Source organism: Streptomyces sp. NBC_00005, assembly GCF_045160215.1.
Classification (GTDB): Bacteria; Actinomycetota; Actinomycetes; order Streptomycetales; family Streptomycetaceae; genus Streptomyces.
The window spans coordinates 6,071,377-6,097,161 of record NZ_CP108316.1; the positions used below are offsets into that span (position 1 = coordinate 6,071,377).

24 protein-coding genes are annotated in these 25,785 nt (G+C 70.7%); 13 read left to right on the plus strand and 11 right to left on the minus strand.

Annotation, left to right across the window (positions count from 1 at the left end):
• Positions 1 to 52: 52 nt before the first annotated feature.
• Positions 53 to 565, plus strand: coding sequence for an EF-hand domain-containing protein (locus OG303_RS27975; protein WP_405871745.1), 513 nt, complete (start codon positions 53 to 55; stop codon positions 563 to 565).
• On the opposite strand, the gene OG303_RS27980 is transcribed toward OG303_RS27975, so the two are convergent.
• Positions 549 to 2,075: a class I adenylate-forming enzyme family protein gene (locus OG303_RS27980; protein WP_405871746.1), complete on the minus strand. Its 1,527-nt coding sequence runs from the start codon at positions 2,073 to 2,075 to the stop codon at positions 549 to 551. The genes OG303_RS27975 and OG303_RS27980 overlap by 17 nt on opposite strands.
• 155 nt (positions 2,076 to 2,230) lie before the next feature.
• Here OG303_RS27980 and OG303_RS27985 point away from each other — a divergent pair, with 155 nt between their 5' ends.
• From OG303_RS27985 to OG303_RS28000, 4 genes are all read left to right on the plus strand, one after another.
• The gene (locus OG303_RS27985; RefSeq protein WP_405871747.1) at positions 2,231 to 3,424 is read left to right on the plus strand and encodes an amidohydrolase family protein; all 1,194 of its coding nucleotides are present in this window, start codon (positions 2,231 to 2,233) and stop codon (positions 3,422 to 3,424) included.
• A complete protein-coding gene (locus OG303_RS27990) occupies positions 3,424 to 4,557 on the plus strand; it encodes an acyl-CoA dehydrogenase (protein ID WP_405871748.1) in 1,134 nt (377 codons plus the stop codon). Before OG303_RS27985 ends, OG303_RS27990 begins: the two co-directional genes overlap by 1 nt.
• An 8-nt stretch (positions 4,558 to 4,565) precedes the next feature.
• Positions 4,566 to 5,441, plus strand: coding sequence for an acyl-CoA dehydrogenase family protein (locus tag OG303_RS27995; protein ID WP_405871749.1), 876 nt, complete (start codon positions 4,566 to 4,568; stop codon positions 5,439 to 5,441).
• Between the two features lie 532 nt (positions 5,442 to 5,973).
• The gene (locus OG303_RS28000) at positions 5,974 to 6,435 is read left to right on the plus strand and encodes an ATP-binding protein (RefSeq protein WP_405871750.1); all 462 of its coding nucleotides are present in this window, start codon (positions 5,974 to 5,976) and stop codon (positions 6,433 to 6,435) included.
• Between the two features lie 399 nt (positions 6,436 to 6,834).
• Here OG303_RS28000 and OG303_RS28005 read toward each other — a convergent pair whose 3' ends face one another.
• Positions 6,835 to 7,794: a cyclase family protein gene (locus tag OG303_RS28005; RefSeq protein ID WP_405871751.1), complete on the minus strand. Its 960-nt coding sequence runs from the start codon at positions 7,792 to 7,794 to the stop codon at positions 6,835 to 6,837.
• Between the two features lie 85 nt (positions 7,795 to 7,879).
• On the opposite strand from OG303_RS28005, the gene OG303_RS28010 reads away from it, so the two are divergent.
• The 3 genes from OG303_RS28010 to OG303_RS28020 all read left to right on the plus strand — a co-directional run bounded on the left by OG303_RS28010 (position 7,880) and on the right by OG303_RS28020 (position 11,122).
• Positions 7,880 to 8,794: an SDR family NAD(P)-dependent oxidoreductase gene (locus tag OG303_RS28010; protein WP_405871752.1), complete on the plus strand. Its 915-nt coding sequence runs from the start codon at positions 7,880 to 7,882 to the stop codon at positions 8,792 to 8,794.
• Positions 8,795 to 8,924: 130 nt separating this feature from the next.
• Positions 8,925 to 10,073: an acyl-CoA dehydrogenase family protein gene (locus tag OG303_RS28015; protein ID WP_405871753.1), complete on the plus strand. Its 1,149-nt coding sequence runs from the start codon at positions 8,925 to 8,927 to the stop codon at positions 10,071 to 10,073.
• Positions 10,073 to 11,122 (plus strand): Zn-dependent alcohol dehydrogenase, encoded by a 1,050-nt coding sequence (locus OG303_RS28020; protein WP_405871754.1) that lies wholly within the window; start codon positions 10,073 to 10,075, stop codon positions 11,120 to 11,122. Before OG303_RS28015 ends, OG303_RS28020 begins: the two co-directional genes overlap by 1 nt.
• Before the next feature lie 44 nt (positions 11,123 to 11,166).
• Here OG303_RS28020 and OG303_RS28025 read toward each other — a convergent pair whose 3' ends face one another.
• Positions 11,167 to 12,162, minus strand: a complete 996-nt coding sequence (locus tag OG303_RS28025) for a GlxA family transcriptional regulator (RefSeq protein ID WP_405871756.1) — start codon at positions 12,160 to 12,162, stop codon at positions 11,167 to 11,169.
• A gap of 71 nt (positions 12,163 to 12,233) precedes the next feature.
• Between OG303_RS28025 and OG303_RS28030 the strand changes: the two genes are divergently transcribed.
• Positions 12,234 to 13,565 carry an MFS transporter gene (locus tag OG303_RS28030; protein WP_405871757.1) on the plus strand — a complete coding sequence of 444 codons (1,332 nt, stop codon included), beginning with the start codon at positions 12,234 to 12,236 and terminating at the stop codon, positions 13,563 to 13,565.
• 27 nt (positions 13,566 to 13,592) lie between these two features.
• Here the strand turns inward: OG303_RS28030 and OG303_RS28035 are convergent, their stop codons facing one another.
• From OG303_RS28035 to OG303_RS28060, 6 genes are all read right to left on the minus strand, one after another.
• Positions 13,593 to 14,204 (minus strand): flavin reductase family protein, encoded by a 612-nt coding sequence (locus tag OG303_RS28035; RefSeq protein WP_405871759.1) that lies wholly within the window; start codon positions 14,202 to 14,204, stop codon positions 13,593 to 13,595.
• A gap of 40 nt (positions 14,205 to 14,244) precedes the next feature.
• The gene (locus tag OG303_RS28040; protein WP_405871761.1) at positions 14,245 to 15,030 is read right to left on the minus strand and encodes an enoyl-CoA hydratase/isomerase family protein; all 786 of its coding nucleotides are present in this window, start codon (positions 15,028 to 15,030) and stop codon (positions 14,245 to 14,247) included.
• Positions 15,027 to 17,252 carry an acetate--CoA ligase family protein gene (locus OG303_RS28045; RefSeq protein WP_405871763.1) on the minus strand — a complete coding sequence of 742 codons (2,226 nt, stop codon included), beginning with the start codon at positions 17,250 to 17,252 and terminating at the stop codon, positions 15,027 to 15,029. Before OG303_RS28045 ends, OG303_RS28040 begins: the two co-directional genes overlap by 4 nt.
• A gap of 237 nt (positions 17,253 to 17,489) precedes the next feature.
• Entirely contained in the window at positions 17,490 to 18,995 is a 1,506-nt protein-coding gene (locus OG303_RS28050) for a flavin monoamine oxidase family protein (protein WP_405871764.1), read from the minus strand.
• Between the two features lie 176 nt (positions 18,996 to 19,171).
• A complete protein-coding gene (locus OG303_RS28055) occupies positions 19,172 to 20,359 on the minus strand; it encodes a flavin-containing monooxygenase (RefSeq protein WP_405871766.1) in 1,188 nt (395 codons plus the stop codon).
• Positions 20,360 to 20,482: 123 nt separating this feature from the next.
• On the minus strand, positions 20,483 to 22,066 hold the full coding sequence (locus OG303_RS28060) for a subtype B tannase (RefSeq protein WP_405877514.1): 1,584 nt from the start codon (positions 22,064 to 22,066) through the stop codon (positions 20,483 to 20,485).
• Between the two features lie 193 nt (positions 22,067 to 22,259).
• Between OG303_RS28060 and OG303_RS28065 the strand changes: the two genes are divergently transcribed.
• The 4 genes from OG303_RS28065 to OG303_RS28080 all read left to right on the plus strand — a co-directional run bounded on the left by OG303_RS28065 (position 22,260) and on the right by OG303_RS28080 (position 24,660).
• A complete protein-coding gene (locus OG303_RS28065) occupies positions 22,260 to 22,709 on the plus strand; it encodes a DoxX family protein (RefSeq protein WP_405871767.1) in 450 nt (149 codons plus the stop codon).
• On the plus strand, positions 22,709 to 23,101 hold the full coding sequence (locus tag OG303_RS28070; protein ID WP_405871769.1) for a Zn-ribbon domain-containing OB-fold protein: 393 nt from the start codon (positions 22,709 to 22,711) through the stop codon (positions 23,099 to 23,101). Before OG303_RS28065 ends, OG303_RS28070 begins: the two co-directional genes overlap by 1 nt.
• A gap of 23 nt (positions 23,102 to 23,124) precedes the next feature.
• Positions 23,125 to 23,727 carry a GNAT family N-acetyltransferase gene (locus tag OG303_RS28075; RefSeq protein ID WP_405871770.1) on the plus strand — a complete coding sequence of 201 codons (603 nt, stop codon included), beginning with the start codon at positions 23,125 to 23,127 and terminating at the stop codon, positions 23,725 to 23,727.
• 72 nt (positions 23,728 to 23,799) lie between these two features.
• Positions 23,800 to 24,660, plus strand: coding sequence for a GNAT family N-acetyltransferase (locus OG303_RS28080; RefSeq protein WP_405871771.1), 861 nt, complete (start codon positions 23,800 to 23,802; stop codon positions 24,658 to 24,660).
• Positions 24,661 to 24,664: 4 nt separating this feature from the next.
• On the opposite strand, the gene OG303_RS28085 is transcribed toward OG303_RS28080, so the two are convergent.
• Together OG303_RS28085 and OG303_RS28090 are read right to left on the minus strand one after the other, a co-directional pair.
• Positions 24,665 to 25,330 (minus strand): pyridoxal 5'-phosphate synthase, encoded by a 666-nt coding sequence (locus OG303_RS28085; protein WP_405871772.1) that lies wholly within the window; start codon positions 25,328 to 25,330, stop codon positions 24,665 to 24,667.
• 26 nt (positions 25,331 to 25,356) lie between these two features.
• Positions 25,357 to 25,782 (minus strand): pyridoxamine 5'-phosphate oxidase family protein, encoded by a 426-nt coding sequence (locus OG303_RS28090; RefSeq protein WP_405871773.1) that lies wholly within the window; start codon positions 25,780 to 25,782, stop codon positions 25,357 to 25,359.
• Positions 25,783 to 25,785 lie beyond the last annotated feature (3 nt).

The window sequence follows — 25,785 nt, forward strand, 5'->3', positions numbered from 1 at the left end:
GTACGCTCCGTCGAAGATGCACCCGACATGACGTGAGGCGGCCCGAAAAGACATGGTCAGCAGCGAGTACGAGCGCAGGATCGCCGCCCGGTTCGCCACCTTCGACCAGGACGGCAACGGCTATATCGACCGCGAGGACTTCAACGTGGCGGCCAAGGCGCTGCTCACCGAGTTCGGCACCGCGGCCCGCTCCGACAAGGGGCAGGCGCTGTACATCGGCGCCGAGGCGTTCTGGCAGGGCATGGCGGGGATAGCGGACCGGGACGGCGACCAGCGCATCACCCGCGAGGAGTTCGTGTACGGCGCGCTCAAGCGCCTGCGCGACAACCCCGACCGGTTCGCCGAGATCGCCCGTCCCTTCCTGCACGCGGCCCTCGCCGTAGCCGACACCGACGGTGACGGGGCGGCCACTGTCGAGGACACCGTGCGCGTGCTGAGGATCCTGGGGGTGGCCGAGGAGGTCGCCCAGGTCGTGGCCGCCGCGCTGGACAGCGACGGAGACGGCAGGGTGCAGGAGGGCGAGATCGTGCCCGCCTTCGCCCGCTACTTCACCGTCCCCGAGTAGCGCCGGCCGAGTAGCGCTCCCGCAGCTTGTACTTGAGCACCTTCCGCAGCGTCTCGTTGCGCGGAAGGGCGTCCACCACCTCCAGCTGCTCCGGCAGCTTGTGCACCGACAGCCCTTCCGCGCGCAGGTACGAGGTCGCGACCTCCAGGGTCAACTCCCCGGCGCCCGGCGCCCGTTCCACCACCGCGCACACCCGCTCCCCGCGCTCGGCGTCCGGCAGTCCGACCACGGCGACGTCCCCGACGGCCGGGTGCGCGGCCAGCAGGTCCTCGATCTCCTTCGCCGAGATGTTCTCGCCCTTGCGGATGATCACGTCCTTGAGCCGCCCGGTGAGCACCAGATGCCCGCTCCCGGTCAGGTGCCCCAGGTCGCCGGTCCGCAGGAAGCCCTCCCCGTCGAAGGCCTCCGCCGTCTGCGCCGGGTCCAGATACCCCTGACACACGGCCTCCCCCCGCAGCCGCACCTCCCCGTCCTGCGCGATCCGTATCTCCATCCCTTCCGGCGGCCGTCCCTCCGTCGTCGCCAGGTTCTCCGTGGTGTCGTCCGGCGCCCCCATGGTGATCATCGGCACCTCGGTCATCCCGTACCCGTGCGTGAGCTGCACCCCCATCTCCCGTACGACGGCGTGGTACACCTCCGGCGGCTTGGGCGCCCCGCCGCCCGCGAGCAGCCGTAGGGACGGGATGACCTTCGACCCCGGCTGCTTGCGCTGCTCGGCGAGGAACATCGAGTAGAACGCCGTCGAACCGCCCGCGACCGTCACCCCGTGCCTGCGGTAGCCCTCCAGCGCGTCCGGCAGCGCGAACTGCTCGAACATCACCGCCGGGAAGCCGTACAGCAGCAGCATCACCGTGTAGTCGGGCCCGGCTATGTGCGCGTACGGGAAGGCCATCGAGCCCACGTCGTCCGCCGACAGGTGCAGCGCGTGCGCGAGGCAGGACCCGCCCGCGATCAGCGAACGGTCCGTGTGCAGCACGCCCTTGGGGTCGGAGGTGGTGCCCGAGGTCCAGTAGATCCAGCGCACCGAGGTGCCGTCGGAGGGCGGGGCGGGCAGCACGGACGGGTCCCCGTCGGGCAGGTCGGCGCCGTCGTACGCCTCGAAGATCCCCTTCGCTCCCAGCCGTCGCGCCATCCCGGTGTGGTCGAAGCCGCGCCACTCGCCGGGGACGGCGAAGTACTCGGCCTTCGACTCCCGCAGCGCGAAGGCGACTTCACGATCCCGGTAGAAGGGGATGACCGGAGTCTGTACGGCTCCCAGGCGGGCCAGCGCGAAGGACAGCAGGGCCGTCTCGAGGCGGGTGGGCAGCTGCCAGGCGACCACGGTGCCGGGGCGTACGCCCATGTCGTGGAGGCCGGCCGCCACGCGCTCGGCACGCGCGCGCAGCTCGCCGAAGCTCAGGGAGCGGTCGTCCTGGAGGAGGACCGGGCGGTCGGGGGTGAGATCCGCGCGGCGGGCGAGAAGGTCCCAGAGGGTGCGGGACGAGCTGAGCGCGTGGGCGGTGTCGTTCACGGCGGCGGCCCCCTCATGAAGCTGACGACTAGTCAGATAGTGCGCAGAGCGTAGGGCTCGGCGCCTTGTCGGTCCAGGGGTGCGGGACTAACCTGCTGGGCGTATGCAGATCTGACGACCCATCAGATACCGGCCAGTGCCGGGCGGAGGGGACCATGACCGAACTGCCCCGCATCATCAGCGTCGACGACCATGTGATCGAGCCCGCGCACCTCTTCGAGACCTGGCTGCCGGAGAAATACCGCGACCGGGGCCCGCAGGCCCTCACCGCCGGCATCGGCGAACTCGCCTACGTCGCCGGCAAGTACCAGATCACGATGGACCCGGAGGGCCAGCCGACCGACTGGTGGATCTACGAGGACCTGAAGTTCCCGTACAAGCGCAACATCGCCGCCGTCGGGTTCGACCGCGACGAGATGACCCTGGAGGGGATCACCCGGGAGGAGATGCGGCGCGGCTGCTGGGACCCCAAGGCCCGCCTCGAGGACATGGACCTCAACCACGTCGAGGCCAGCCTCTGCTTCCCGTCCTTCCCGCGCTTCTGCGGTCAGACCTTCGCCGAGGCGCACGACAAGGAGGTCGCCCTGGCCTGCGTGCGCGCCTACAACGACTGGATGGTCGAGGAGTGGTGCGGCGACAGCGGCGGCCGGCTCATCCCGCTGTGCCTCATCCCCCTGTGGGACGTCGACCTGGCGGTCGCGGAGATCCGGCGCAACGCCGCGCGCGGGGTGCGGGCGGTGACCTTCTCCGAGATCCCCACCCACCTCGGGCTGCCCTCCATCCACTCCGGCTACTGGGACCCGTTCTTCGCGGTCTGCCAGGAGACCGGGACGGTGGTCAACATGCACATCGGCAGCAGCTCGCAGATGCCCGCCGCGTCCCCGGACGCGCCCCCCGCCGTCCAGGCCTCGCTGAGCTTCAACAACGCCATGGCCTCGATGATGGACTACCTGTTCAGCGGGGTGCTGGTGAAGTTTCCGCGCCTCAAACTCGCCTATTCCGAAGGGCAGATGGGCTGGATCCCGTACGCCCTGGAGCGCGCCGACGACGTCTGGGAGGAGCACCGCGCGTGGGGCGGGGTGCGGGACCTGATCCCGGAGCCGCCGTCGACGTACTACTACCGGCAGATGTTCTGCTGCTTCTTCCGCGACAAGCACGGCGTCGCGTCCCTGGACGTGGTCGGGCGCGACAACGCCACCTTCGAGACCGACTATCCGCACGTCGACTCGACCTTCCCGCACACCAAGGAGGTCGCCCTCGACCATGTGAAGGGCCTCGACGACGAGACGGTCTACAAGCTGATGCGGGGCAATGCGATCCGCATGCTCGATCTCGACCTGGACCGCTAGTGGACCTGTCGTACACGCCCCAGGAGGAGGAGTTCCGGGCGCGGCTGCGGGAGTGGCTCGGCAAGGTGCTGGTGACGCTGCCGCCGAAGCCGTCCCCGGACAACTGGCCCGCGCGCAGGGCGTACGACCTCGGCTGGCAGCGGATGTTGTACGACGCGGGGTACGCCGACGTGCACTGGGACGCCTCCCCGACCACGCGGATGCTCTTCCTGGAGGAGACCGAGAAGGCGGGCGCGCCCTATGTGGGGGCGAACTTCGTCGGGCTGCTGCACGCCGGGCCGACGATCGCCGCCGAGGCAAGCGCCGAACAGCGGGCGCGCTGGCTGCCGCCGATCCTGCGCGGCGAGGAGGTCTGGTGCCAGGGCTTCAGCGAACCGGATGCCGGTTCCGACCTCGCGGCACTGCGCACGCGCGCGCGTAGGGACGGCGACGACTACGTGGTGAGCGGATCCAAGATCTGGACCTCGCACGCCGAAGTGGCCGACTGGTGCGAGCTGTTGGTCCGTACGGACCCCGAGGCGCCCAAGCACCGGGGCATCACCTGGCTCGCCCTGCCCATGGACGCCCCGGGGATCACCGTACGGCCGCTCAGGACCCTCGCCGGGTCGGCCGAGTTCGCCGAGGTGTTCCTCGACGAGGTGCGCGTGCCGGTCGCGAACCGGGTCGGCGACGAGAACGACGGCTGGCGGGTGACCATGGTGACGCTGTCCTTCGAGCGCGGCACGGCGTTCGTGGGCGAGGTCGTGGCCTGCCGGCGCGTGCTCGGCGAACTCGCCGCCGAGGCACGGAAGAACGGACGCTGGGACGACCCCGCGCTCAGACGGCGGCTGGGCAGGCTGAACGCCGAGTTCCGGGCGCTGTGGCGGCTGACGCAGTGGAACGTGAGCGAGGCCGAGGCGGGCTCGGGCGTCCCCGGCGCCGGGGGTTCGGTTTTCAAACTGCGGTACTCGCACGCCCGTCAGGAGCTCTACGACGCCGCGGCGGATGTCCTGGGCCCCCGGTCGCTGGACCTCGACGGGCCATGGATGCCCGACCGGCTCTCGTCCCTCTCCTACACCATTGCGGCCGGTACCTCGCAGATCCAGCAGAACATCGTGGCCGAGCGGATCCTGGGCCTGCCGAAAGGGCGGTGACCTCCCCGATGCGTTTCCAACCGACCGAGGACCAGCGGGCGTTGCGGCAAGGGATGCGGGAGCTCCTGGCGCGGCGGTTCGACGGCGGGACGCTGCGGGCCGCGGTCGACGCGCCCGGTCGCCTGGACCGGGCACTGTGGCGGGAGCTCGGTGACGCCGGGTTCTTCGCGCTGCGGGTGCCGGAGGCGGACGGCGGGGTCGGACTCGGCCTGCCCGAGGCGGTGTTGGCGTTCGAGGAGGCGGGGCGGGCTTTGCTGACCGGGCCCCTGGTGGCGACTCACCTCGCGGCCGGTGACGTGCCGGGAGCGGCCACCGGCGAGGCGGTCGTGACGGCCGTCGACGGCGGACTCGTGGAGTGGCTGGACGAGGCGGACGTCGTACGCGGGACGACAGGGGACGTCGAGGGGGCCGTACCGCTGCGGTCGGTGGACCCTCTGACCCCCTTGCACCGGGTGCCCGGGACACCAGCCGTAGACCCCCTCGCCGTCCTGCTCACCGCCGCCGAGCAACTCGGCACCGCCACGCGCGCGTGCGAGCTGGCCGTGCAACACGCCCGGACGCGCGAGCAGTTCGGGCAGCCGATCGGGGCCTTCCAGGCGGTCAAGCACCTGTGCGCGCAGATGCTGGTGCGGGCCGAACTGGCCCGCGCCGCCGTCTACGCGGCCGCCGTCACCGCCGACCGGGCCGACATCGCCGCGGCCCGGCTGCTCGCCGACGAGGCCGCCGTCCGCGGCGCCCGCGACTGCCTCCAGGTGTACGGCGGCATGGGCTTCACCTGGGAATGCGAGGTGCATCTGCATCTGAAGCGCACATGGGTGCGGGCACAGCGTGGCGGTGGAGCTACGGAGAGTGAGGAGCTGCTGGCGGCCGATCTGGTGGCCTGAAGGGCGTCGGCCTGGGGCGTCGCAAAAGCAGCCCCCGCGAGTGTCGCGGATTGTGGCATACCGGAATTACGGAGCGTTGATATCGGGTTGTGTCCTATGCGTGACCCGTCACGTCCTGGAGTCGGCGTCCCGCTCCGGTACCTTCTGTGGGATGCGAGTGGTTCCGAGCACGAGCCATGCCGGTGTTGCCCCTGGGGCGGCTCCGGATCCGGCGGTGCTCGCCGCTGCTCGCGAGGCGGGAGGGCCTGATGTCCCCGCCTGTTCGACTCCCCGCAACGAGCGTCGCACAGTATGCCGCACGGGTACTCCTTCGCGCTGGAATATGCCCGAAGCGCTTGTTGGGGTGACTGTACGTCAACCATGCTGTCTCGTAAGGGATTCACGTTCCGTGACCCTTGCTCTGGGCTCTGCACTGGCCGTTGTCCTGGTCATGCAGAAAATGGCTACGATCGTGGCCCTCGTTGCGGCGCGCGCGTGGCGCGAGGTCATGTGTCCGCCGGTTCGGATGGTGTGAGCGGTGCAGGTGCTTCAGGTGCAGCTGGAAGTCCGGCCCGACCCCGCAGAGGTGGGGCGAGCCCGGAGGTGGGCTCGTTCGCGCCTCGCCGGGTCCGGGATAGAGGCCGACGAGCCGCTCGCCGAGACGCTGATCCTGCTCGTCTCCGAACTGGTCACCAACGCCGTGGTGCACACCGGCTGTCCGGCCGTCCTGCGGCTGTCCCTGCCCGGTGTGGCCGCCGAGTCGGCCACCGTCCGCCTCGAGGTGGCCGACACCAGCGACCGGGCCCCCGTGCCCCGGTGCGCCGACGGCGACGCGACCGGTGGCCGCGGCCTCGCCCTCGTCGACGGCCTCGCCGACCGCTGGGGCTGGAGCCCCGAGGGCGCGGGCAAGCGCATCTGGTGCGAACTCGACCGCTGCGCACAGTCCCGGGAGGCCGCGGAGTCCTGCATGGGCGGCGCCTCGGCGTACGAGGGGCTGGCGTTCGAGGCGGTGTGACCGGCGCACGGGCGCCGAAGGTCCGTCAGCTCCGGTGCATGGGTGCAGAAACCGCCGTCATGTCATGGTCCGCGAGAGGCGATGCGCCGGGATGTGCTTCTGTGCGCGCCCATGGCAAATAGGGCTTAAGTAATAAATCCCCGTACGGGCGTTGACGCATCGTGTCCGTTTGGTCACGCTTGTGGTCAGCGATTCGCCGTGAGGGGACGACGAGGGCTTCGGTGACGGGAGCCCTCGGCGAGTGTGAGTCGTGATTCGGCGTCGGCTTCTTCAGGGCCAAGTAGCCGGGGCGGGTACGCCGGAGTCGGTCGGCGGTGCGTGGTGCCGTGCTCGGGGCGGGAGCACCGCGCCGCCGGCCGACGGCCCCTCGGAGGGGCTCGGAGGATGTGACGCGGGCCCTTACAGAACGGCGACGGGGGCCACCGGGGTGCCCGTCGCGCCGACGAAGGGTTCGGGCATCGCCGACAGCAGGAACGCGTACTGCCCTGCTTGTCCACAGGCTGTGGACAACTCTTCGAGATTCCAGTTCTGCCCCTGCAGCATCCCCATCTCCACCAGGTCGAGCGCGTGCACGGGCAGCCACAGATCCTCGATCTCGGGCGGAAAGATCTCGAAGGTGAGGGTGTCGTTCGCGACAGCGGCGACATCGCGCGCGTGGAACCACTCCGGCGTACGGACCGAGAGGCCGGGTGAGGGATAGCCGTACGCCTCCCTGTTCCCGGCGAGGTACACCTGGATCTGCCCGGTGCGTACGAGCACGATGTCGCCGGCACGCACGCGCGTACCGGCCATGTCCTCGGCTGCCTCCAGGTCCTCCGGCGTGACCGCGTGCCCGCCCTCCAGCCGGTCCACGCCACGCGCGCGTGCCACGTCGAGCAGGACCCCGCGCGAGACCAGGTGCCGGACCTTGTCGATGCCGCTGAACTCGGCGCCGCCGTGCGGGGTGATGGTGCCGGCGGGGCGGCCGTTGTACAGCCGGCCCGAGTGCGAGACATGGGTCAGCGCGTCCCAGTGCGTGCCCGACTGCAGGCCCATGGTCACGGCGTCGTCGCTGCACGCCACCGTGCCCGGGCCGAACAGCTCCTGGTTGATCTGCACCATCGCGTGCAGCGGGTTGACCCGCCCCGGGATCATCCCGGTCTGCACGCCGTCCTGCTTCAGGGGCAGCGCGAGGGGGATGCGGCGGCCGGTGCGGACGGTCGCGGCGGCCTCGCGGACGACCTCGTCGGTGATCAGGTTGAGGGTGCCGATCTCGTCGTCGGCGCCCCAACGGCCCCAGTTGTTCACGCGTTTGGCGATCTCATGGAACTCCGGATGGAGCGTCGACGGTGACGGCGGTTGTGATGTCGGCTCTGACATCGGGCCCTCCCCGGGGCTTGTCTACAGGTATCTGACGGGTCGTAAAATCTAACGGTCCGTCAGAAACCGCGGGAAGGGGCCGGGCGTGGGGAACTTCTTGGCAGGCAAGGTCGTCGCCGTGACGGGCGCCGGGCGGGGCATCGGGCGGGCGGTGGCGTTGGCCGCGGCCGCCGAGGGAGCGCGCGTCGTCGTCAACGACTACGGCGTCTCGGTCGACGGCGCGTCCCCGACCAGCGAGGTCGCCGAGGCCGTCGTCAAGGAGATCGAGGCGGCGGGCGGGGAAGCGGTCGCCGTCGCCGACGACGTCTCCACGATGGCCGGCGGGCAGCGGGTGGTCGACGTCGCCGTCTCGTCGTACGGACGGCTGGACGGTGTGGTGTGCGTCGCCGGGATTCTGCGTGAGCGGATGCTGTTCAACATGTCCGAGGAGGAGTGGGACCCGGTCGTGGCCACGCATCTGAAAGGCACGTTCACCGTGTTCCGGGCGGCCTCGGCGGTGATGCGGGGGCAGCGGGCGGGGACGCTGATCGGGTTCACGAGCGGCAATCATCAGGGGTCGGTCTCGCAGGCCAACTACAGCGCGGCGAAGGGCGGGATCATCTCGCTGGTGCGGAGCGCCGCGCTGGGCCTGAACAAGTACGGGGTGAGTGCCAACGCGGTGGCGCCCGTCGCTCGTACGCGGATGTCGGCCAACGTGCCCATGGAGTTGGCGGAGATCGGGGAGCCGGAGGATGTGGCCGCCCTGGTCGTGTATCTGCTGTCGGACGGGGCCAAGGAACAGGGGATCACCGGGCAGGTGTACACGATCGCCGGACCGAAGCTGGCGGTGTGGGCTCAGCCGCGGGAGCTGCGGGTTGCCTATGCCGAGGGTTCGTGGTCGCCGGAGCGGATTGCAGCGTTTCTGCCGGGGTCGGTGGGTGTCGATCCGATGCCGATGTTGGAGCGGTTGGCTGCGATGGAGCGCGCTGCGCGCGAAGGGAGCCGACCGAACGCCCAGTAGCTGGGGGGATGTGCTGTGCGGCGGCTGCGGGTTGGTTGTGGCTGGTCGCGCCCCGCGGCTCAGCCGCACATCGATACAGCCCCGCGCCCCTTGAGGGCACTGACTGCGAGCGGCGCCAAAAGGAGGGCCCGTGGACTTTGGATTCAGCGCTGAGGACGAGGCGTTTCGGGTAGAGGCGAGGACGTGGCTGGCCGAGCATGCTGAGAGCGAGCAGGACCGTCGTGCCTGGGAGCACCTCCTCGGTGAAGCCGGGTGGATCGGACTCGGATGGGGCGAGTCGGGCTATGGCAATCGGACCGCCACGCTGACCCAACAAGTCGCCTGGGCCGAGGAGTACGCCCGGTCGGGGGCGCCGCCTCGCTCTGGCCACATCGGCGAGAACCTGCTCGCTCCGACCCTCCTCGCCCACGGGACCGAGGAGCAGAAGGCACGTTTCCTTCCCCCGGTCGCCGCCGGGGACGAGCTCTGGTGTCAGGGGTACAGCGAGCCCGATGCCGGTTCCGATCTGGCCGGGGTGCGTACCGCGGCCGTACGGGAGGGGGAGTGGTACCGGATCACCGGGCAGAAGATCTGGACCTCGCTGGCTCATGAGGCGAACTGGTGCTTTGTGCTGGCCCGTACCGAGGCCGGGTCGCGGCGCCATCACGGACTGAGCTTTCTCCTCGTGCCCATGGACCAGCCGGGGCGCATCGAGGTGCGGCCCATTCGGCAGATGACCGGGACGAGCGACTTCAACGAGGTCTTCTTCGACGGGGCACGCGCGCGTGCGGAGCATGTCGTCGGGGGTGAGGGCGGGGGGTGGAAGGTCGCGATGAGTCTGCTCGGGTTCGAGCGGGGGGTTTCCACGCTGGCCCAGCAGGTCGGGTTCGCACAGGAGTTGGGGCGGGTGGTGCGGGAAGCCGTGGAGACGGGGGCCGTCGCCGATCCCGTCGTACGGCAGCGACTCGTGCGGCAGTGGGCCGAGTTGCGGGTCATGCGGTGGAACGCCCTGCGGACGCTGGGGAGTTCGGGGGACGCCGGGGCGCCCAGTGTGGCCAAGCTGCTGTGGGGCGGCTGGCATCAGCGGCTCGGGGAGCTGGCGGTGCAGGTGCGGGGCGCGGCGGCGAGCGTGGGGCCGCGGGACTGGTCGGCCTCCTCGCCGTACGAACTCGACGCATGGCAGCACCTGTTCCTCTTCTCCCGGGCCGACACGATCTACGGCGGCTCGGATCAGGTCCAGCGCACGATCATCGCCGAGCGTGTGCTCGGTCTGCCCAGGGAGCCCAAGGGGGTCGTCTGATGCGCGGTGTGGTGTTCGACGGGAAGCGGGTCGAGGTCGTCGACGACCTGGAGGTGCGGGATCCAGGGCCCGGGGAGGTGCTGGTCGCGATCTCGGCGGCCGGGCTGTGCCACAGCGATCTGTCCGTGGTGGACGGGACCATACCTTTCCCCGTTCCCGTGGTGTTGGGGCATGAGGGGGCGGGGGTGGTGGAGGCCGTGGGGGCAGGGGTCTCGCACGTGGTGCCCGGTGATCATGTGGCCCTGTCCACGCTCGCCAACTGCGGTACGTGTGCGGAGTGCGACCGGGGGCGGCCGACCATGTGCCGGAAGGCGATCGGGAGGCCCGGGCAGCCGTTCGTCCAAGGCGGGCGGCCCCTCTACCAGTTCGCCTCCAACTCCGCGTTCGCGGAACGGACCGTGGTGAAGGCCGTGCAGGCGGTCCGGATTCCCCAGGACATTCCGCTGCCCTCCGCCGCGTTGATCGGGTGCGGGGTGCTGACCGGCGTGGGGGCCGCGCTCAACCGCGCGCGCGTGGATCGCGGGGACAGCGTGCTGGTCATCGGCACCGGTGGTGTCGGGCTCAACGTCATCCAGGGCGCGCGGATCGCGGGTGCGCTGCGGATCGTCGCCGTCGACGCCAACCCGGCGAAGGAGGCCGTGGCCCGGCAGTTCGGGGCGACGCACTTCCTGACGTCGACGGACGGGGTGAAGGACATCCTGCCCACGGGGGCCGACCACGCCTTCGAGTGCGTCGGGCGGGTGGAGCTGATCCGGCAGGCGATCGATCTGCTGGACCGGCATGGACAGGCGGTGCTCCTCGGTGTTCCTCCGGCGAGTGCGGAGGCGTCCTTCCTCGTCTCCTCCATGTACCTGGACAAGTCCATCCTGGGCTGCCGCTACGGGGCCTCGCGCCCGCAGCGGGACATCGCCGTCTACGCCGAGCTGTACCGGGAGGGCCGGCTGCTGCTGGACGAGCTGGTGACGGAGACGTACCCCGTCGAGGACTTCGAGAAGGCGAAGGCCGACGCGGAGGCGGGGCGGGTGGCGCGCGGCGTGCTCACCTTCTGACGGTCAGGTGTTGCTCCGGCTGCCTGACGGCCGCCTTCTGCGGGTCATGTCCTGACGCCCGTCCGGAACGTCCGCCGGTACGCCGTCGGGGTCACCCCCAGGGCCACCTGGAGGTGTTGCCGCATCGACTGCGCCGTACCGAATCCGGCGTCCTGCGCCACCTGGTCCATGGACAGGCCGGACGACTCCAGCAGGTGCCGGGCCCGCTCCACGCGCTGCTGGGTGAGCCACTGGCCGGGGCTGACGCCGACCTCCTCGCGGAAGCGGCGCGTGAAGGTGCGTACGGACATGGACTCCTGTGCGGCCAGGTCGCGGAGCTGGATCGGCTCGTGGAGGCGTCCCAGGGCCCAGGCGCGGGCGCCCCTCGTGGTCGCCACCTGCGGTTCCGGCACCGGACGGTGGATGTACTGCGCCTGGCCGCCGTCGCGGTGCGGCGGTACGACGGTGCGGCGGGCGATCTCGTTCGCGACGGCTGTGCCGTGGTCGCGGCGCACCATGTGCAGGCACAGGTCGAGGCCGGCCGCGACGCCGGCCGAGGTCAGCACGTCGCCGTCGTCGATGAACAGCACGTTCGGGTCGACGTCGACCTTCGGGAAGAGCCGCTGGAGCTGGTCGGTCTCGGCCCAGTGCGTGGTGGCGCGCCGGCCGTCGAGGTAGCCGGCGGCGGCCAGGACGAAGACGCCGGTGCAGATGGAGGCGAGGCGGGTGCCGGGGCGGATGTGCGCGAGGGCGGCGGCCAGCTCGTCGGTGAGCACGCCCTGCTCGAAGACCGGGCCGAGTTCGTACGACGCGGGGACGATGACGGTGTCGGCGGTGGCCAGGGCCTCCGGGCCGTTCTCGACCTCGATGGCGAAGTCGGCGTCCGTGCGCACCGGGCCCGGTGGCCGGATCGAGCAGGTGACGACCTCGTACAGATGCCGCCCCCGGGCGTCCTTCGGGCGTCCGAAGATGCGGTGCGGAATGCCCAGTTCGAAGGGGAGCAGGCCGTCGAGGGCGAGGACGACTACGCGGTGCGGGCGGTGACCCGTGGTCCTGTCCATGGCCCGATTCTAACGAACACTGTCCTTCGGGCCACTCGATGGGAGGGTTTCCAGCCTGGAAGCTCTATGTCGTGACCCAGACAACCGAGGCCGCAGGCGCCGCAGAGGAAACCCCGACCTCCAAGAAGCCGCGCCCGCGGCGGAACCGCAGAATGTCACTGCACCGGGCGTGGTTCGTCGCCGCCGTCACCTTCGTGACGATCATCGGCGCGGCCGCCTTCCGCTCGCTGCCCGGACTGCTCATCGACCCGCTGCACGAGGACTTCGGCTGGTCTCGGGGCACGATCGGGGCCGCGGTCTCCGTCAACCTCGCGCTCTACGGCCTCACCGCCCCGTTCGCGGCGGCGCTGATGGACCGCTTCGGCATCCGCAGGGTCGTGGCCGTGGCGCTGACCGTGATCGCGCTCGGCTCGGGCCTGACGTACTGGATGACGGCGGCCTGGCAGCTGATGCTGTGCTGGGGTCTGCTGGTCGGCCTGGGTTCCGGCTCGATGGCCCTGGCCTTCGCGGCGACGGTCACCAACCGCTGGTTCACCGCACGCCGGGGCCTGGTCACCGGCATCCTCACCGCCGCCTCGGCCTCCGGCCAGCTGATCTTCCTGCCCCTGCTGTCCTGGATCGTCGAGAAGCACAGCTGGCGCCCGGCGGCCGTCACGGTGTCCCTCGCCGCCCTCGCGGTCGTCCCCTTCGTCTGGCTGCTGCTGCGCGACCACCCGGCGGACGTGGGTCAGAAGCCGTACGGCGCAAAGGAGTTCGTGCCCAAGCCGGAGCCCGCGCGCGGTGCTGCCCGCCGGGCCGTGACCGTGCTGTTCACGGCCTCCCGCACCGGCACCTTCTGGCTGCTGGCGGGCACCTTCGCGATCTGCGGCGCCTCCACGAACGGTCTGATCCAGACCCACTTCGTGCCCGCCGCCCACGACCACGGCATGCCCGTGACGGCGGCGGCCTCGCTGCTCGCGGTCATCGGCGTGTTCGACGTGGTCGGCACGATCGCCTCCGGCTGGTTCACCGACCGCTTCGACGCGCGCCGCCTGCTCGCCGTCTACTACGCCCTGCGCGGCATCTCGCTCCTCTTCCTGCCGATGTTGCTCGCGCCCAGCGTCCACCCGCCGATGCTGTTCTTCATCGTCTTCTACGGCCTCGACTGGGTCGCCACGGTCCCGCCCACCGTCGCCCTGTGCCGCGAGCAGTACGGCGACGACAGCGCGATCGTCTTCGGCTGGGTCCTCGCCTCCCACCAGGTCGGCGCCGGACTCGTGGCCTTCCTCGGGGGCGTGGCGCGTGACGTCTTCGGCTCGTACGACATGGTCTGGTACGCCTCGGGTGCACTGTGCGCGGCAGCGGCACTGATGGCACTGGTGATCCGGCGAAAGCCGGCGGTGCCCGCCTTGGCCGTGTCCTGAACCGGCCTGAAGAGGAGGGGATGAGCGTCAGGCGCCGTCGAGCCGCGCGAACTGCCCCCGATGGAAGATCAGCGGTCCGTCGGGGGACTCGCCCGAGCCCAGGGCGTCCACCCGGCCGACCACGATGAGGTGGTCGCCACCGGTGTGGACGGCGTGGATCGTGCAGTCGATCCAGGCTGCCGCACCGGCCAGCCGCGGCGCCCCCGAGACCGGTGCCGCGTCGTACGCCACCCCTGCGAACTTGTCCGTGCCGCTTCTCGCGAAGTCGCGGCACAGGTCGCCCTGTCGGGCGCTCAGGACGTTGACGCAGAAGGTGCCAGCGCGGGCGATGCGTGGCCAGGTCGTCGACGTGCGGCCGACCATGAAGGCGATCAGGGGCGGGTCGAGGGAGAGCGACGAGAAGGACTGGCAGGCGAAGCCCGCGGGGCCCACGGTGTCGTCGGTGGCCGGTGCGGTGACCACGGTGACGCCCGTCGCGAAGGTGCCGAGGACCTGGCGGAACTCGGCCTGGTCGACCGGGGCGCGCTCGTGCTCGCCGACGCAGCGCAACTCCGGGCGCGGCAGCGCTTCCAGGGGCGCCGGAGCCCCGGCCGAGCTGAGGTAGCGGACGGCGGCGGCGGCCGCCCCTGCGTGTCCCATCACCCCTCCATTGAAGCTGACGGTACGTCAGATGGGAAGGTCAACGCCCCTTGAACTCAAGGCTTCTGCGCTCCACGAAACTCCGTACGCCCTCCTGCGCGTCCTGTGTCGTCATGTTGATCTCCTGTGCGGCCGCCTCGGCGGCGAACGCGGTCGCGCGGTCGGAGTCGAAGGAGGCGTTCACGAGCTGCTTGGTCAGGGCCAGGGCGCGGGTCGGGCCGGTGGCGAGGCGTGCGGCCCACTCGTGGGCCGTCTTGTCCAACTCCCCGTCCGGGACGACCCGGTTGACCAGCCCGAGCCGCTCGGCCTCGGCGGCGGAGACCGCGTCGCCGAAGAACATCAGCTCCTTCGCCCGGTGCGGGCCGACCAGGCGCGGGAGCAGGTACGCCCCGCCGCCGTCCGGGACCAGACCCCGCCGTACGAACACCTCGATGAACCGCGCCGATTCCGCGGCCAGTACGAGGTCGCAGGCGAGCGCGAGATGGGCGCCGAGGCCGGCCGCCGTGCCGTTCACGGCGGCGATCACCGGCTTCTCGCAGTCGAGGACGGCGGCGATCAGACGCTGGGCACCGAGGCGGAGGGTGCGAGCCACGACCCCGGGGAGCCGCGGGCCAGCGGTGGAGGCCCCGCGGAGATCCGCCCCGGTGCAGAAGCCGCGACCCGTACCGGTGAGGACCACGGCCCGCACGTCCGGATCGGCCGACGCCTGTGCCAGCAACTCGATGAGCAGCTCCCGCCCGCCGGGAGTGAGGGCGTTGAGGGCTTCGGGCCGGTTGAGGGTGATGGCCGAGACCTGACCGCCCACCGCGTGCGTCACCTCGGTCATCGGCACACCGCCAGCGCGTCCAGCGCCACCGCGCCCTGCCCCCTGGGCAGCACCATCAGCGGGTTGATGTCCAGCTCCGCGAGGTCGTCGCCGAGCTCCAGCGCCATGCGCTGCACCCGCAGGACGACCTCGACCAGCGCGTCGAGGTCGGCCGGGGGACGCCCGCGGACCCCGTCGAGGAGGGCCCGCCCGCGCAGGTCGCCGAGCATCGCGTGCGCCTGGTCCTCTCCGAAGGGCGGCACCCGTACGGCCACGTCGTGCAGCACCTCGACCAGCACTCCGCCGAGCCCGACGGTCACGGTCGGCCCGAACAGCTCGTCGTGCGTGACGCCGACGACCATCTCGACACCCCGCTCCACCATCTGGCAGACGAGGACACCGTCCAGGGAGACCTCCTCGTAGCGCGCGATGTCCGTCAACTCGCGGTAGGCGTCCCTGACTTGGCTGGCCGAGGTCAGTTCGACCTTCACCAGCCCCAGCTCGGTCTTGTGAGCGATCTGCGCGCCGGACGCCTTCATCACCACCGGGTAGCCCACCAGGCCCGCCGCGCGGACGGCCGCCGCCGCGCTGGTCACCAACTGCTCGCGCGGGACGCGGATTCCGTACGCCCGCAGCAGTTGCTTCGCCGCGTGTTCGCTCAGCTGCTGGCCCGGGCGCATCAGCGCCTGCGCCTTGCGGAAGGAGGGCGAGGTGGTGCGCGGGGCCTCGTCGAAGGGGGAGCGGTAGTCGGAGACGAAGCGGTGGTGGTCGAGGTAGGCGCGGACGGCGGTGATGCAGTTCGCGACCGTGCGGAAGGTGGCCACCCGGGAGGAGCCGAGCAGGACCTCGCGGTAGGCCGGCTCGGTGCCGACCGGGGATCCCCACACGACGCAGACCAGCTTGTCCGTGCGTTCGGCCGCGTCCACCAGATCCTGGACGAGCTTGTCGCTGAGGGGCGGGAAGGGGCCGGTGATCGGGCAGATCAGCACGCCTACGGCCGGGTCGTCGAGGATCGCGTCGATGATCTTTTGGCCGCGATGGTCGCCGACCGGATGCCCGCCGTTGTCCACGGGGTTGGCCACGCTCAGGTACTCGGGTATCCACTGGTGCAGCTCGGACTGCCTGGCCTCCGACAGCGGCGGCAGGGTGAGGCCCGCCTCGGTCGCCAGATCGGCGAAGTGTGCGCCGGTGCCGCCGGAGATCGAGTAGACGACGACCCCCTCGGCCTGCGGCGGCCGGGCGCGGGCCAACAGGGCCGCGGTGTCCTGGAGTTCGTCGAGTCCGTCCACCCGGATCACCCCGAACTGCCGCATCGCCGCGTCCACCACCGTGTCCGCGCCGGTCAGCTTGCCGGTGTGCGAGGCGGCCGTACGGGCGCCGGTCTCGGTACGGCCCACCTTGACGGCGACGACCGGCACCCCGCGCCGGGCGGCCCGGTCGGCGGCGAGCAGGAAGGAACGGCCGTCCTTGAGCCCCTCGACGTAGCAGGCGATGGCGCCGACCTCGGGCCGCTCGGCGAAGTAGGAGATGAAGTCGGCGGTCTCCAGGTCGGCCTCGTTGCCGGTGGGCGCCCAGTGGGACAGACGGATGCCGAGTTCCTGGAGGGAGAAGACGGGGCGGCCCTGGTGTCCGGACTGGGTGATCAGAGCGATGGCCGGTCCGTCGAGGTCGTCGCGGAAGCGCTCGAAGGCGTTCAGGTTGGTGTTGGGGCCGAGGAGGCGGATTCCGGAGCGGGCGACGGCGGCCGCCAGGCGCTCCTGCGCGGCCGCGCCCTCCGCCCCGGTCTCCGCGAACCCGGAGGCGAAGGCGACCGCGAACTTCACCTTGGCCTCGGCCAGTTCCTCGAGCACGGGAAGGGGATCGGCGACCAGCAGTACGGCGAGGTCGACCTGCTCGGGCAGATCGGCGACGGAAGGCGAACAGGGCATGCCGAAGACGGACGGGCGGCTCGGATGCACCGGGTGCAGCCGCGCCCCGACGCGCTCGGCCCAGGCCACCAGCTGCCGGGTGATGCCGGTGTTGGGCCGTCCCTCGGCGTCCGAGGCGCCGATCACGGCGACGGACCCGGGGTGGAAGAACCGGTCCAGATCGGGGACGTCGGCGTACAGAGGCCGGCCGCCGACGTCGAGGTCGTCGACCTCGGCCGGCCTGCCGTGGACGGCGGGACCGGGTTGCTCGCCACAGGCGATGGCCCGGGCCCGGCGGGAGTCGGTGGTGAGGGTGCCGTGGGTTGATCCAAGCATCGGTCCGCCCGCTCCTGTGTGACAGCAATGACTGACGCAATAACTGACGCACTGTCAGATTACTGAACTGACGCCGTGTCAGGAACTGGTGGGAACTTAAATCAACTGCCCCACTCAACCCATGTGCATGCAACTGGCGGCTCTGGTCACTGTTCTTGCAGGTCGCAGAGGGGGCTCCTGGGTCAAGGGACATGGCGAAGGCCCGGGTTCGGTCGGGAACCCGGGCCTTCGCCATGCTCACAGCGCCGCCAGAACCTCCTTGGCCACGCGCTCGCCCGACCGCACGGCCCCGTCCATGAAGCCGTTCCAGTACGTGGAGGTCTCGGTGCCCGCCCAGTGGATGCCGCCGGCCGGCTTGCGCAGCGCGGCGCCGTACTCCGTCAGCACGCCGGGCGGCGCGTAGGCGACCGGGCCGCCGCGCGAGAAGCCCTCGTTGTCCCAGCGCTGCAGCACGAAGGACGTGGGCGACTTCGCCTTGTCGCCGAAGTAGGTGGCGTAGTCCTTGAGAACGGCGGCCTTGACCTCGGCGACGCTCGAGGCGTCGTACGCCCGCATCTCGTCGGCCTCGATGAAGCCCATCAGAGCGCCGTAGGAGGCGTCGGGCGGGGAGTTGTCGAACGTCGAGCGGACCACGCCGGAGTCGCTGACCACCTGGCCGTTGAGGCCGTCGGCCCGCCAGAAGGGGGTGTCGTAGACGGCGATCGCCTTGCCGATCGAGCCCATCGGCAGCCGCTGGCTCAACTGATCGCGGGAGGCCGGGAGCAGCGGGTCGTAGGTGATGCGTGCGGCCAGCGGGGGAGGTACGGCGACCACGACCTTCTTCGCCGTCACCGTCACCCCGTCCGCGGTCACCACGTACTTGCTGCCGGACTGCACGATCGACCGCACCGGCGCGCTCAGCACCACCCGGTCGCCGAGTGTGGCGGCCAGCTTGATCGGCACCTGCTGGGAGCCGCCGACGAAGCGGGACTCCTGGGCGCCGTTCGCGGTGTCGGTGAGGCGTTCCAGGGTGCCGGCGTTGGACTCGTTGCCGGCGGCCGCGATGTAGAAGAGGACGAAGAGCAGGGAGAGTTCACGCGGCTGGGCCGAGAAGATCGAGGTCGTCGCCACGTCGAGAAGGAACTTGGCGGAGGGGATGACCGCGTTGGCGTTCAGCCAGCTCTCGAAGGTCTGCCTGTCCCACTCGGCGGCCTTCGCGGCGGTCCAGGGCGCGTCGAGCGGGACCGTCTTGGCCATGTCGTCCAACGACGCCTGCACGATCGCGGCGTTGGCGAGGCCCGCCGCGTCGATCGGCGGGACCGAGCCGAGGATGCCGTCGGTGGCGTACGGGGTCTTCGTGCCGTCCTTGTAGAGGAGGTTCTTGCCGGTGTTGTAGGTCGTGAACGTCGCCACGCCCAGGGAGTCGGCAAGGGCCTTGATGCGGTCCTGGGTGGGGCCGATGAACTCGCCGCCGCCCTCGGTGACACCGCCGTTCGGCAGGGACAGGTTGACGACCCGGCCGCCGACGCGGTCGCGGGCCTCCAGAACGGCCACGGCCTTGCCGGCCGCCACCAGGTCACGGGCGGTCGTCAGCCCGGCGAGCCCGCCGCCGACGATCGCGACGTCCACGTCACGTGTGGCCGCCGCGGACGCCGGGCCGGCGGCGGTGCCGGTGAGGGTGACGGCTCCGGCAGCGGCGGCGGCACCGCCGAGCAGGGAACGTCGGGAGAGAGCTCCGGAGTTGTGCTGTCTTTCGCGTGCCACGTGCATCCTCCGTCGTAGAGCGAGAGGTGGGTGGAGCCAGAAAGGTGAGCAGGATTCACATTCTGGCCCCGCACGGGGGCGCGGTACAGCTCTCCTGTCACATCTGACCCACAAGTAACAGGAGGACTACATAAGGGAGTTGATGATTCCTACGTCGGGCGGGCGTCGGGCGGGCGTCAGGCGGGAAGCCGTGACAGCGTCCCCGCGCCCTCCTTCATGACGGTCCGCGCGATCTTCTCCGCGTCGATCGCCATCTCGCGGAGATTGCCGCTGATCGGGTTGGCGTAGCCCTGGAAGTAGATGCCGGGCGCGTGCTTCGAGGCGTGGGCGCCGTGGACTGCTGGTCTGCCCCGGGCGTCCAGTACGTTGAGATGGCCGACGAGGCCTTCGAGCCCACGGACGTATCCGGTGGCGGCGATGACGGCATCCGTCGAGACGCGGTTGCCGTCGGCGAGGACCACCTTGTCGTCCTCGAAGCCGTCGACGGCGGCCACGATCTCGACGCGGCCCTCGCGCACGGCGTCGATGAGGCCGACGTCGAGGACCGGGATCGCCCCCTCCTTGACCCGGCTGTACAGACCGGTGTCGGGGCGCGGCAGCCCTTGGGCCGACAGGTCCGGCACGCTGAGCTTCGCCATGGGCCTGGCGAGCCGGTCGACCAGTGCTACCGGCAGCCGCCGCACCAGGATGCTCGTGCACTGTGCGGGCCATCCCGCGGTAGATCTGCGCACGATGTGCGGAACGGTTCGTACCGACAGCCGTACCCGCGAGGCCCCGCCCTCGACCAGGTCCACGGCGATCTCGGCACCAGTGTTGCCGACGCCGACGACCAGCACGTCCCGACCGGCGTAGGGAGTTGGATTGCGGTACTCGCCGGCGTGCAGGAACTCGCCACCGTAAGTGTCCCGACCGGGCCAGTCCGGGATGCTTGGGGTGTGGTTGTGGCCGGTGGCCACGACGATTGCCGCGCCGGTCAGTTCCCGGCCCCCGGTGGCGTGCAGCAGCCAGCCGGTGCCGTCGGGGGTGCGCTCGACGCGGGAGACCTCGACGCCCGTGACGACCTCCAGTTCGTGCACCTCGGCGTACTTCTCCAGGTACCGCACCACGTCGTCCCGGGCCACCCACCGTCCGAACCGGCGCGGGATGGGCAGCCCGGGCAGGGCCGACAGGCGGCGGGTGGTGTGCAGGCGGAGGCGGTCGTAGTGGCCGCGCCAGGCCGCCCCGACACGCTCCGACTTCTCCAGGACGACGGCCCGTATGCCGCGGGCGCGCAGCGCGTACGCGATGGAGAGACCGCCCGGGCCGCCGCCGATGACGTAGACGGGGCGGTCCGAGGTTCTCGCGGACGGTGTGGAGTCGGCCATGTGCGCGAGCGTAATCACGCACCGGGTTGATGGGTCTCGGTCAAGAGGGGAATTGGTTTCGGATTGATCACGTACGTAGGAGGAGTGGGTAGGACCTGTGACGTAGGCCACCCGGTTGTGAAGCTACTTCCTGCCCTTGTGACCCGTCACCTTGGCGATCCACGTGATGAAGTCGCCCGGGTCGGTGTTGGCGCCGTGGCCCTGGTCCCAGTAGTAGAGGTGGTTGACGTCGTCGCCGAGGCCGCTCGTGACGGCCGCGAGGTTGGCGGAGATCACGTGCGAGGTGTCGGAGTCGTTGGTGCCGAGGCGGATCCACCAGTGCTTCGAGCGACGCCCGTTGACCTTCTCCACCAGGTGGTACATCGGGTTCATCAGGTGCAGCTTCTCGGGGATGTCGCTCGCGACCCGCTTGCTGCTGAGCCCGGTGGTGTCGTTCTTGGCGCTGTACGCCGTGAAGTGACGGTTCTCGGTGGTGCCCGCGCCGAACAGGTTGTTCTCGCCGGCCGACAGGTCGAAGGCGTCGAAGGCCGGCGTGGTCTTCTTGCGGGCGCCGACGTGGGTGAGGAAGTCGTCCCAGGTGAAGGTCGCCTTGCCGCCGGACCAGGTGATGAAGGTGTTGGCGGCCAGGTAGGTCGCGCGGGCCGAGTCCGAGAGGGCGGTCAGGTACTTGGTCGCCGAGGGCTCCAGGTACTGCTTGACCAGGTACGCGTCGTAGTTGCGGGCGGTCAGCGGGCCGAAGCGGTTCAGGCCGCGCAGCTTGAGGGAGGCCTGGTACTCGGCGAACTGCGACTGCAGCTCCTTGGAGACCGACTGGTCGACCTGCTTGCCGGTGGACAGCTTGTTGGCGCCCCAGTTCCACTCGTAGGCGCCGTCGGCGTGCTCCAGGTCGGTGATCGGGCACCAGGCGCCGACCGCGAAGATCGCGTCGGAGGCGTCGGCGGCGCCGAGCTCCTTGAGGTACTTCTCGTAGATCGGGCTGTCGCCGGACGCACCGAGCAGCGAGGACAGGGCGCCGCCCGCGCTGGTGCCGGCGGAGACGATCCGCTCGACGTTGCCGGGGATGCGGCCCTTGTTGGCCTTCACGTACCGGACCGCCGCCTTGAGGTCGACGATCGCGGCCGGGGCGGTGCCGTAGTACTCGCCGCCGGCGTTCTTGAGGGTACGGCCGCGGGCTCCGGGCTCGACGACGACGTACCCGGCGGCCAGGGCCAGGAGCTGGTTGGAGGCGGTGGCGCCGCCGGTGGCGTTGGTGTTGCCGTTCGCGTTGGAGGCCGAGGCGCTGGGCGCGGCGCTGCCGGTGGGTGCACCGCTGGGGGCGCCACCGCCACCGGACATGCCTCCGGCGCCGACACCGGTGGCGTCCGCCACGGAGGACGGCATGTACCCGCCGACCGAGTTGGCGAACAGGATCGGTGCGTCGCTCGCGTCCACCGCCTTGCCGTCGATCTCGACCGGGGCGCTGACGATCAGGGACTGGTAGGTCTCGTCGACCGGCTTGGCGACGTAGGTGATCGCCTTCCAGAAGTGGTACGTCACCGAGTGGTCGTTGCCGTCGGTGTCGGTGACCGTCGTCGTCAGCTTGGTGTACGCGTCCGGATCGAAGGTCAGGGCGTCCGCGGAGGACGAGGCCTTCGAGCCGCTCGACGCCTGGGCGTTCAGGGCGATGCCGCCCACCGCGGCGACGCCCGCGGTGGCGCCGATGCCCATCACGATGGTCCTGCGCTTGACTGCCCTGTGCTTCACGATGCGTCTCCCTCGGGGTTCTCGGCCTTCGTCCGCGAACGTAATAGGGGTGTGGACAAAATTGCCAACAATCTGCCGTCATTCATGGAGGATGCACAGCTTCGCGATCGACGCACAGGGTTTTCGGATCCGAGGATCTGACGTACCGTCAGATTCCATGGATGCGATCTGGCTCAGTGGCGCCGAGTGGCTGGCCGTGCTGCGCATAGGCCTCGGCCTGTGGTGGCTGGAGAGCTGGCGGCACAAGGACAGGAAGGCGTGGTTCGAGCGGGGCACCGGGATCCTGTGGGCCGCGGAGATCGCGGCGAAGCACCGCTGGAACGCCGTACGGTCCGGCTTCGACGTCGTGGTGACACCGCGACCGCGGACGATGGCGTACGTGGTCGTGTACGCGGAACTGGCCGTGGGACTGGGCCTGATCCTCGGATTCCTGACCCCGATCGCCCTGGTCGGAGGGCTGCTGCTCAACGTCCTCTACTTCACCCTCATGATCCACGAGGTGGCCGAGCAGGGGCAGAACTCGATGATGGCGCTGATGTCGGTGGTCGCGCTGTTCGGGATGGCGTGGCAGACCTGGTCGCTGGACAGCGCGGTGGGGCTCTTCTGATGGGCGCGCGCTTCGACGTGCCCGAGGCCGACGCCTTCACGAGGACCTACTGGGACGCGGCCGCCGAGGGCCGGCTGCTGATCCGCCGCTGCGGGGCCTGCGGGCGGGCCCACCACTACCCGCGCGAGTTCTGCCCGCACTGCTGGAGCGAGGACGTGGAGTGGGAGCGGGCGAGCGGGCGGGCCGTGCTCTACACGTGGTCCGTCGTCCACCGCAACGACCTGCCGCCCTTCGGGGAGCGGGTGCCGTACGTCGCCGCGGTCGTCGACCTCGCCGAGGGCCCGCGGATGATGACGGAGGTCGTGGGGTGCGGGGCGGGGGAGTTGCGGGCGGGGCTGGAGCTGGAGGTGGTGTTCCGGGAGAGGACGCCGGTGTTCCGGCCGCGCACCTGAGCCGTACGGACTTGAATGGGGCGATGGCCTCCGTCGACGAGCAGCACACCGCTTCTCCCTTTCCCGAACTGCACGGCCGCGGCATACGCCTGCGCCTGTGGGACGCCGACTCCGACGCCGACGTCGCGATCTGGCTGCGCGGTTTCACGGACCCGGAGTTCCGGCGCTGGAACACGCCGATCAGGCCGGTCGACGACCTCGCGACGGCGCGCAGGTCACTGCGCGCCAAGACGCTGGGTTCGGCGGAGGGGACCGCTGCCTCGTACTGCGTGGCCGACGCCGCCACCGGTACGCCCCTGGGGCACATCGGCGTCAACGCCATCAACCCCGTGCTGAGCAACGCGCGTGTGGGGTACTGGGTCCTGCCCGAGGCGCGGGGAAGGGGCGTCGCCACGCGGGCCCTGGCTGTGGCGTCGGGCTGGGCGCTGGGGGAGTTGGGGCTGCATCGCCTGGAGCTCGATCACGCGGTGGGGCACGAGGCGTCGTGCCGGATCGCCGAGCGATGCGGCTACCGGTACGAGGGGACGCTGCGCGGGGCGATGTTCGAGGCGGGGCGGCACGACGCGTTCCGGGACATGCATCTGCACGGGCGGTTGGGGACGGATCCGGAACCGCAACTCCCTTGATTCGACGGTGCTTGGAGCATCGTCGAGTGAAATTCGGAGGCGTCGGGGTCGCGGCGCGCGGGATCATGGAGCATGCATCCCGGAGACTGGCACCGCATCGACGACCTCGACCTCTTCCTCTCCCGTGCCGGGACCTTCCTGCACTCGCAACCCGCCCTGCACACCGTGCCGTTGACGGTGACCGAGGCGCTGCGGACGCGCGGTCCGCACGCGTACGGCGATGTGGCGCCCGTCTTCGGTGTGCTGGAGCGGGAGAGTGAGGTCCGGGCGGTCTACTTCCGCACCCCTCCGTTCCGTCTGAACCTCACTCGCCTCACTCCGGAGGAGGCCGACGCCCTGGCCGTCCACCTGGCCGCCGCCGACCACCCGCTGCCCGGTGTCTCCGGCGAGCGCGCCACCGCCGTCGCCTTCGCGGAGGCCTGGCAGCGGCACACCGGAGCGACGGCCGGGCTGCACGAGAGCCAGCGGCTGTACCGGCTCGGCACACTGACGGTTCCGGGCCCCGTTCCCGCGGGACGGCCGAGGATCGTCGAGAAGCGGGACCGTGACCAACTGGCTGGCTGGAAGGACGAGTTCTCGGTGGCGATCGGCGGGACGGCGGACTCGCGTGCGGGCGAGTGGGCCGACTTCCGCATCGCCTACGGCGGGATCACGTTCTGGGAGGACACCGACGGCAGCCCGGTCTCCATGGCCGGAGCGACCCCCATGGTGGCCGGTCAGGTGCGGGTCGCGCCCGTCTACACCCCGTCCCACCTGTGCGGCCGCGGCTACGCCGGGGCGGTGACGGCCGAGGTCAGCCGTGCCGCGCTCGCCTCCGGCGCGGACGAGGTCCTGCTGTTCACGGACCTCGCCAACCCGACGAGCAACGCGCTGTACCAACGGATCGGGTACCGGCCGGTGGCGGATTTCGCGGTGTACGACTTCACGGCGTGAACCTCTACGGCCACAGCAGTTCCGTCGACCAACCCCCTTCCCCGCGCCGGTAGTTCAGCCGCACATGCCGTCGCCGTTCGTCCCCCTGGAAGAACTCCACGGCGTCCGGCCGCAGGCGGTAGAGGGTCCAGGACGGGACCGGGGCGTCCGGCTCCTGCTGGGCACGGTCCCAGGCGGCCTGCGACCCCCGTGCCAACTCCTCGACGGATTCCAGGACTTCACTCTGCCTGCCGGTCAGGGCGGCAGCCAGCGCGCCGGTCGAGCGGGCGTGGAGGTCGCCCTGGGACTCGGCGGTCGGGGCGGCGGTGACCGGGCCGCGCACCCGGACCTGGCGGCCGAGGACCGGCCAGTAGAAGGCGAGCGCGGCATACGGGCGGGCCGCCAGCTGACCGCCCTTGCGGCTGGTGGAGTGCGTCGCGAAGGACCAGCCGTCGGCGTCGGCGCCGTGCAGCATCACGATCCGTACGTCCGGCAGGCCCGCCTCGTCCGACGTGGCCAGCGACATGGTGTGCGGCTCGGTCTGTCCCGCCGCCACCGCCTGGGCGAACCAGGTCGTGAAGAGGGGAAGGGGTTCGGCGGGGGCGGCCGCCGGGTCGAAGGGCGGCAGCTCGGTGACCGCCGGGTCCCATACGCGCAGTGACCTCAGCAGGTCGTGGAGATCGGTTCCCATACGCCGATTCTCACGTGCGGCACGGCTCAGACGGTACCGAGGTCCGACGACACCCACCGTTCGGGGCGCATCCGGACGATCACCTGCTCGCCGTGGTTCTTCCACGCGAAGTCGACGTAGCCGTCCACCTTCTCGGCAGGCAGGTAGCGCGCGGAGATCTCCCGGAGCTGCTCGATCGTGGCGGGCGTCGTCCCGATCACCGGGCCCTCCACCGACACGTACCGGATGGTGGGTTCGAGCCGGTCGATCATGAGGGAGAAGCGGCCCGCCGCAGCGATCAGTTCGTTCTTGCGGGAGTTCAGCCCGGTCATGATCCACACGGTGCCGTCGGACTCGTACTGGTACCAGATCGGCACGGTGAGCGGCGCGCGCCCCTCTCCCGCGTCCACCGCCAACGCGGCGACGTGCGGCTCGGCCAGGAACTGTTCGCGTTCTGCACGGGTCAGGGCCATACA

Coding starts and splice junctions, on each gene's coding strand:
- OG303_RS28025 (WP_405871756.1), bottom strand. CDS start 12,162: ATGGACAGGACCACGGGTCACCGCCCGCACCGCGTAGTCGTCCTCGCC.
- OG303_RS28005 (WP_405871751.1), bottom strand. CDS start 7,794: ATGTCAGAGCCGACATCACAACCGCCGTCACCGTCGACGCTCCATCCG.
- OG303_RS28075 (WP_405871770.1), top strand. CDS start 23,125: ATGGCCTCCGTCGACGAGCAGCACACCGCTTCTCCCTTTCCCGAACTG.
- OG303_RS28080 (WP_405871771.1), top strand. CDS start 23,800: ATGCATCCCGGAGACTGGCACCGCATCGACGACCTCGACCTCTTCCTC.
- OG303_RS28060 (WP_405877514.1), bottom strand. CDS start 22,066: ATGGGCATCGGCGCCACCGCGGGCGTCGCCGCGGTGGGCGGCATCGCC.
- OG303_RS27975 (WP_405871745.1), top strand. CDS start 53: ATGGTCAGCAGCGAGTACGAGCGCAGGATCGCCGCCCGGTTCGCCACC.
- OG303_RS28085 (WP_405871772.1), bottom strand. CDS start 25,330: ATGGGAACCGATCTCCACGACCTGCTGAGGTCACTGCGCGTATGGGAC.
- OG303_RS28020 (WP_405871754.1), top strand. CDS start 10,073: ATGCGCGGTGTGGTGTTCGACGGGAAGCGGGTCGAGGTCGTCGACGAC.
- OG303_RS28035 (WP_405871759.1), bottom strand. CDS start 14,204: ATGGGACACGCAGGGGCGGCCGCCGCCGCCGTCCGCTACCTCAGCTCG.
- OG303_RS27985 (WP_405871747.1), top strand. CDS start 2,231: ATGACCGAACTGCCCCGCATCATCAGCGTCGACGACCATGTGATCGAG.
- OG303_RS28090 (WP_405871773.1), bottom strand. CDS start 25,782: ATGGCCCTGACCCGTGCAGAACGCGAACAGTTCCTGGCCGAGCCGCAC.
- OG303_RS28070 (WP_405871769.1), top strand. CDS start 22,709: ATGGGCGCGCGCTTCGACGTGCCCGAGGCCGACGCCTTCACGAGGACC.
- OG303_RS28040 (WP_405871761.1), bottom strand. CDS start 15,030: ATGACCGAGGTGACGCACGCGGTGGGCGGTCAGGTCTCGGCCATCACC.
- OG303_RS28055 (WP_405871766.1), bottom strand. CDS start 20,359: ATGGCCGACTCCACACCGTCCGCGAGAACCTCGGACCGCCCCGTCTAC.
- OG303_RS28045 (WP_405871763.1), bottom strand. CDS start 17,252: ATGCTTGGATCAACCCACGGCACCCTCACCACCGACTCCCGCCGGGCC.
- OG303_RS27995 (WP_405871749.1), top strand. CDS start 4,566: ATGCGTTTCCAACCGACCGAGGACCAGCGGGCGTTGCGGCAAGGGATG.
- OG303_RS28065 (WP_405871767.1), top strand. CDS start 22,260: ATGGATGCGATCTGGCTCAGTGGCGCCGAGTGGCTGGCCGTGCTGCGC.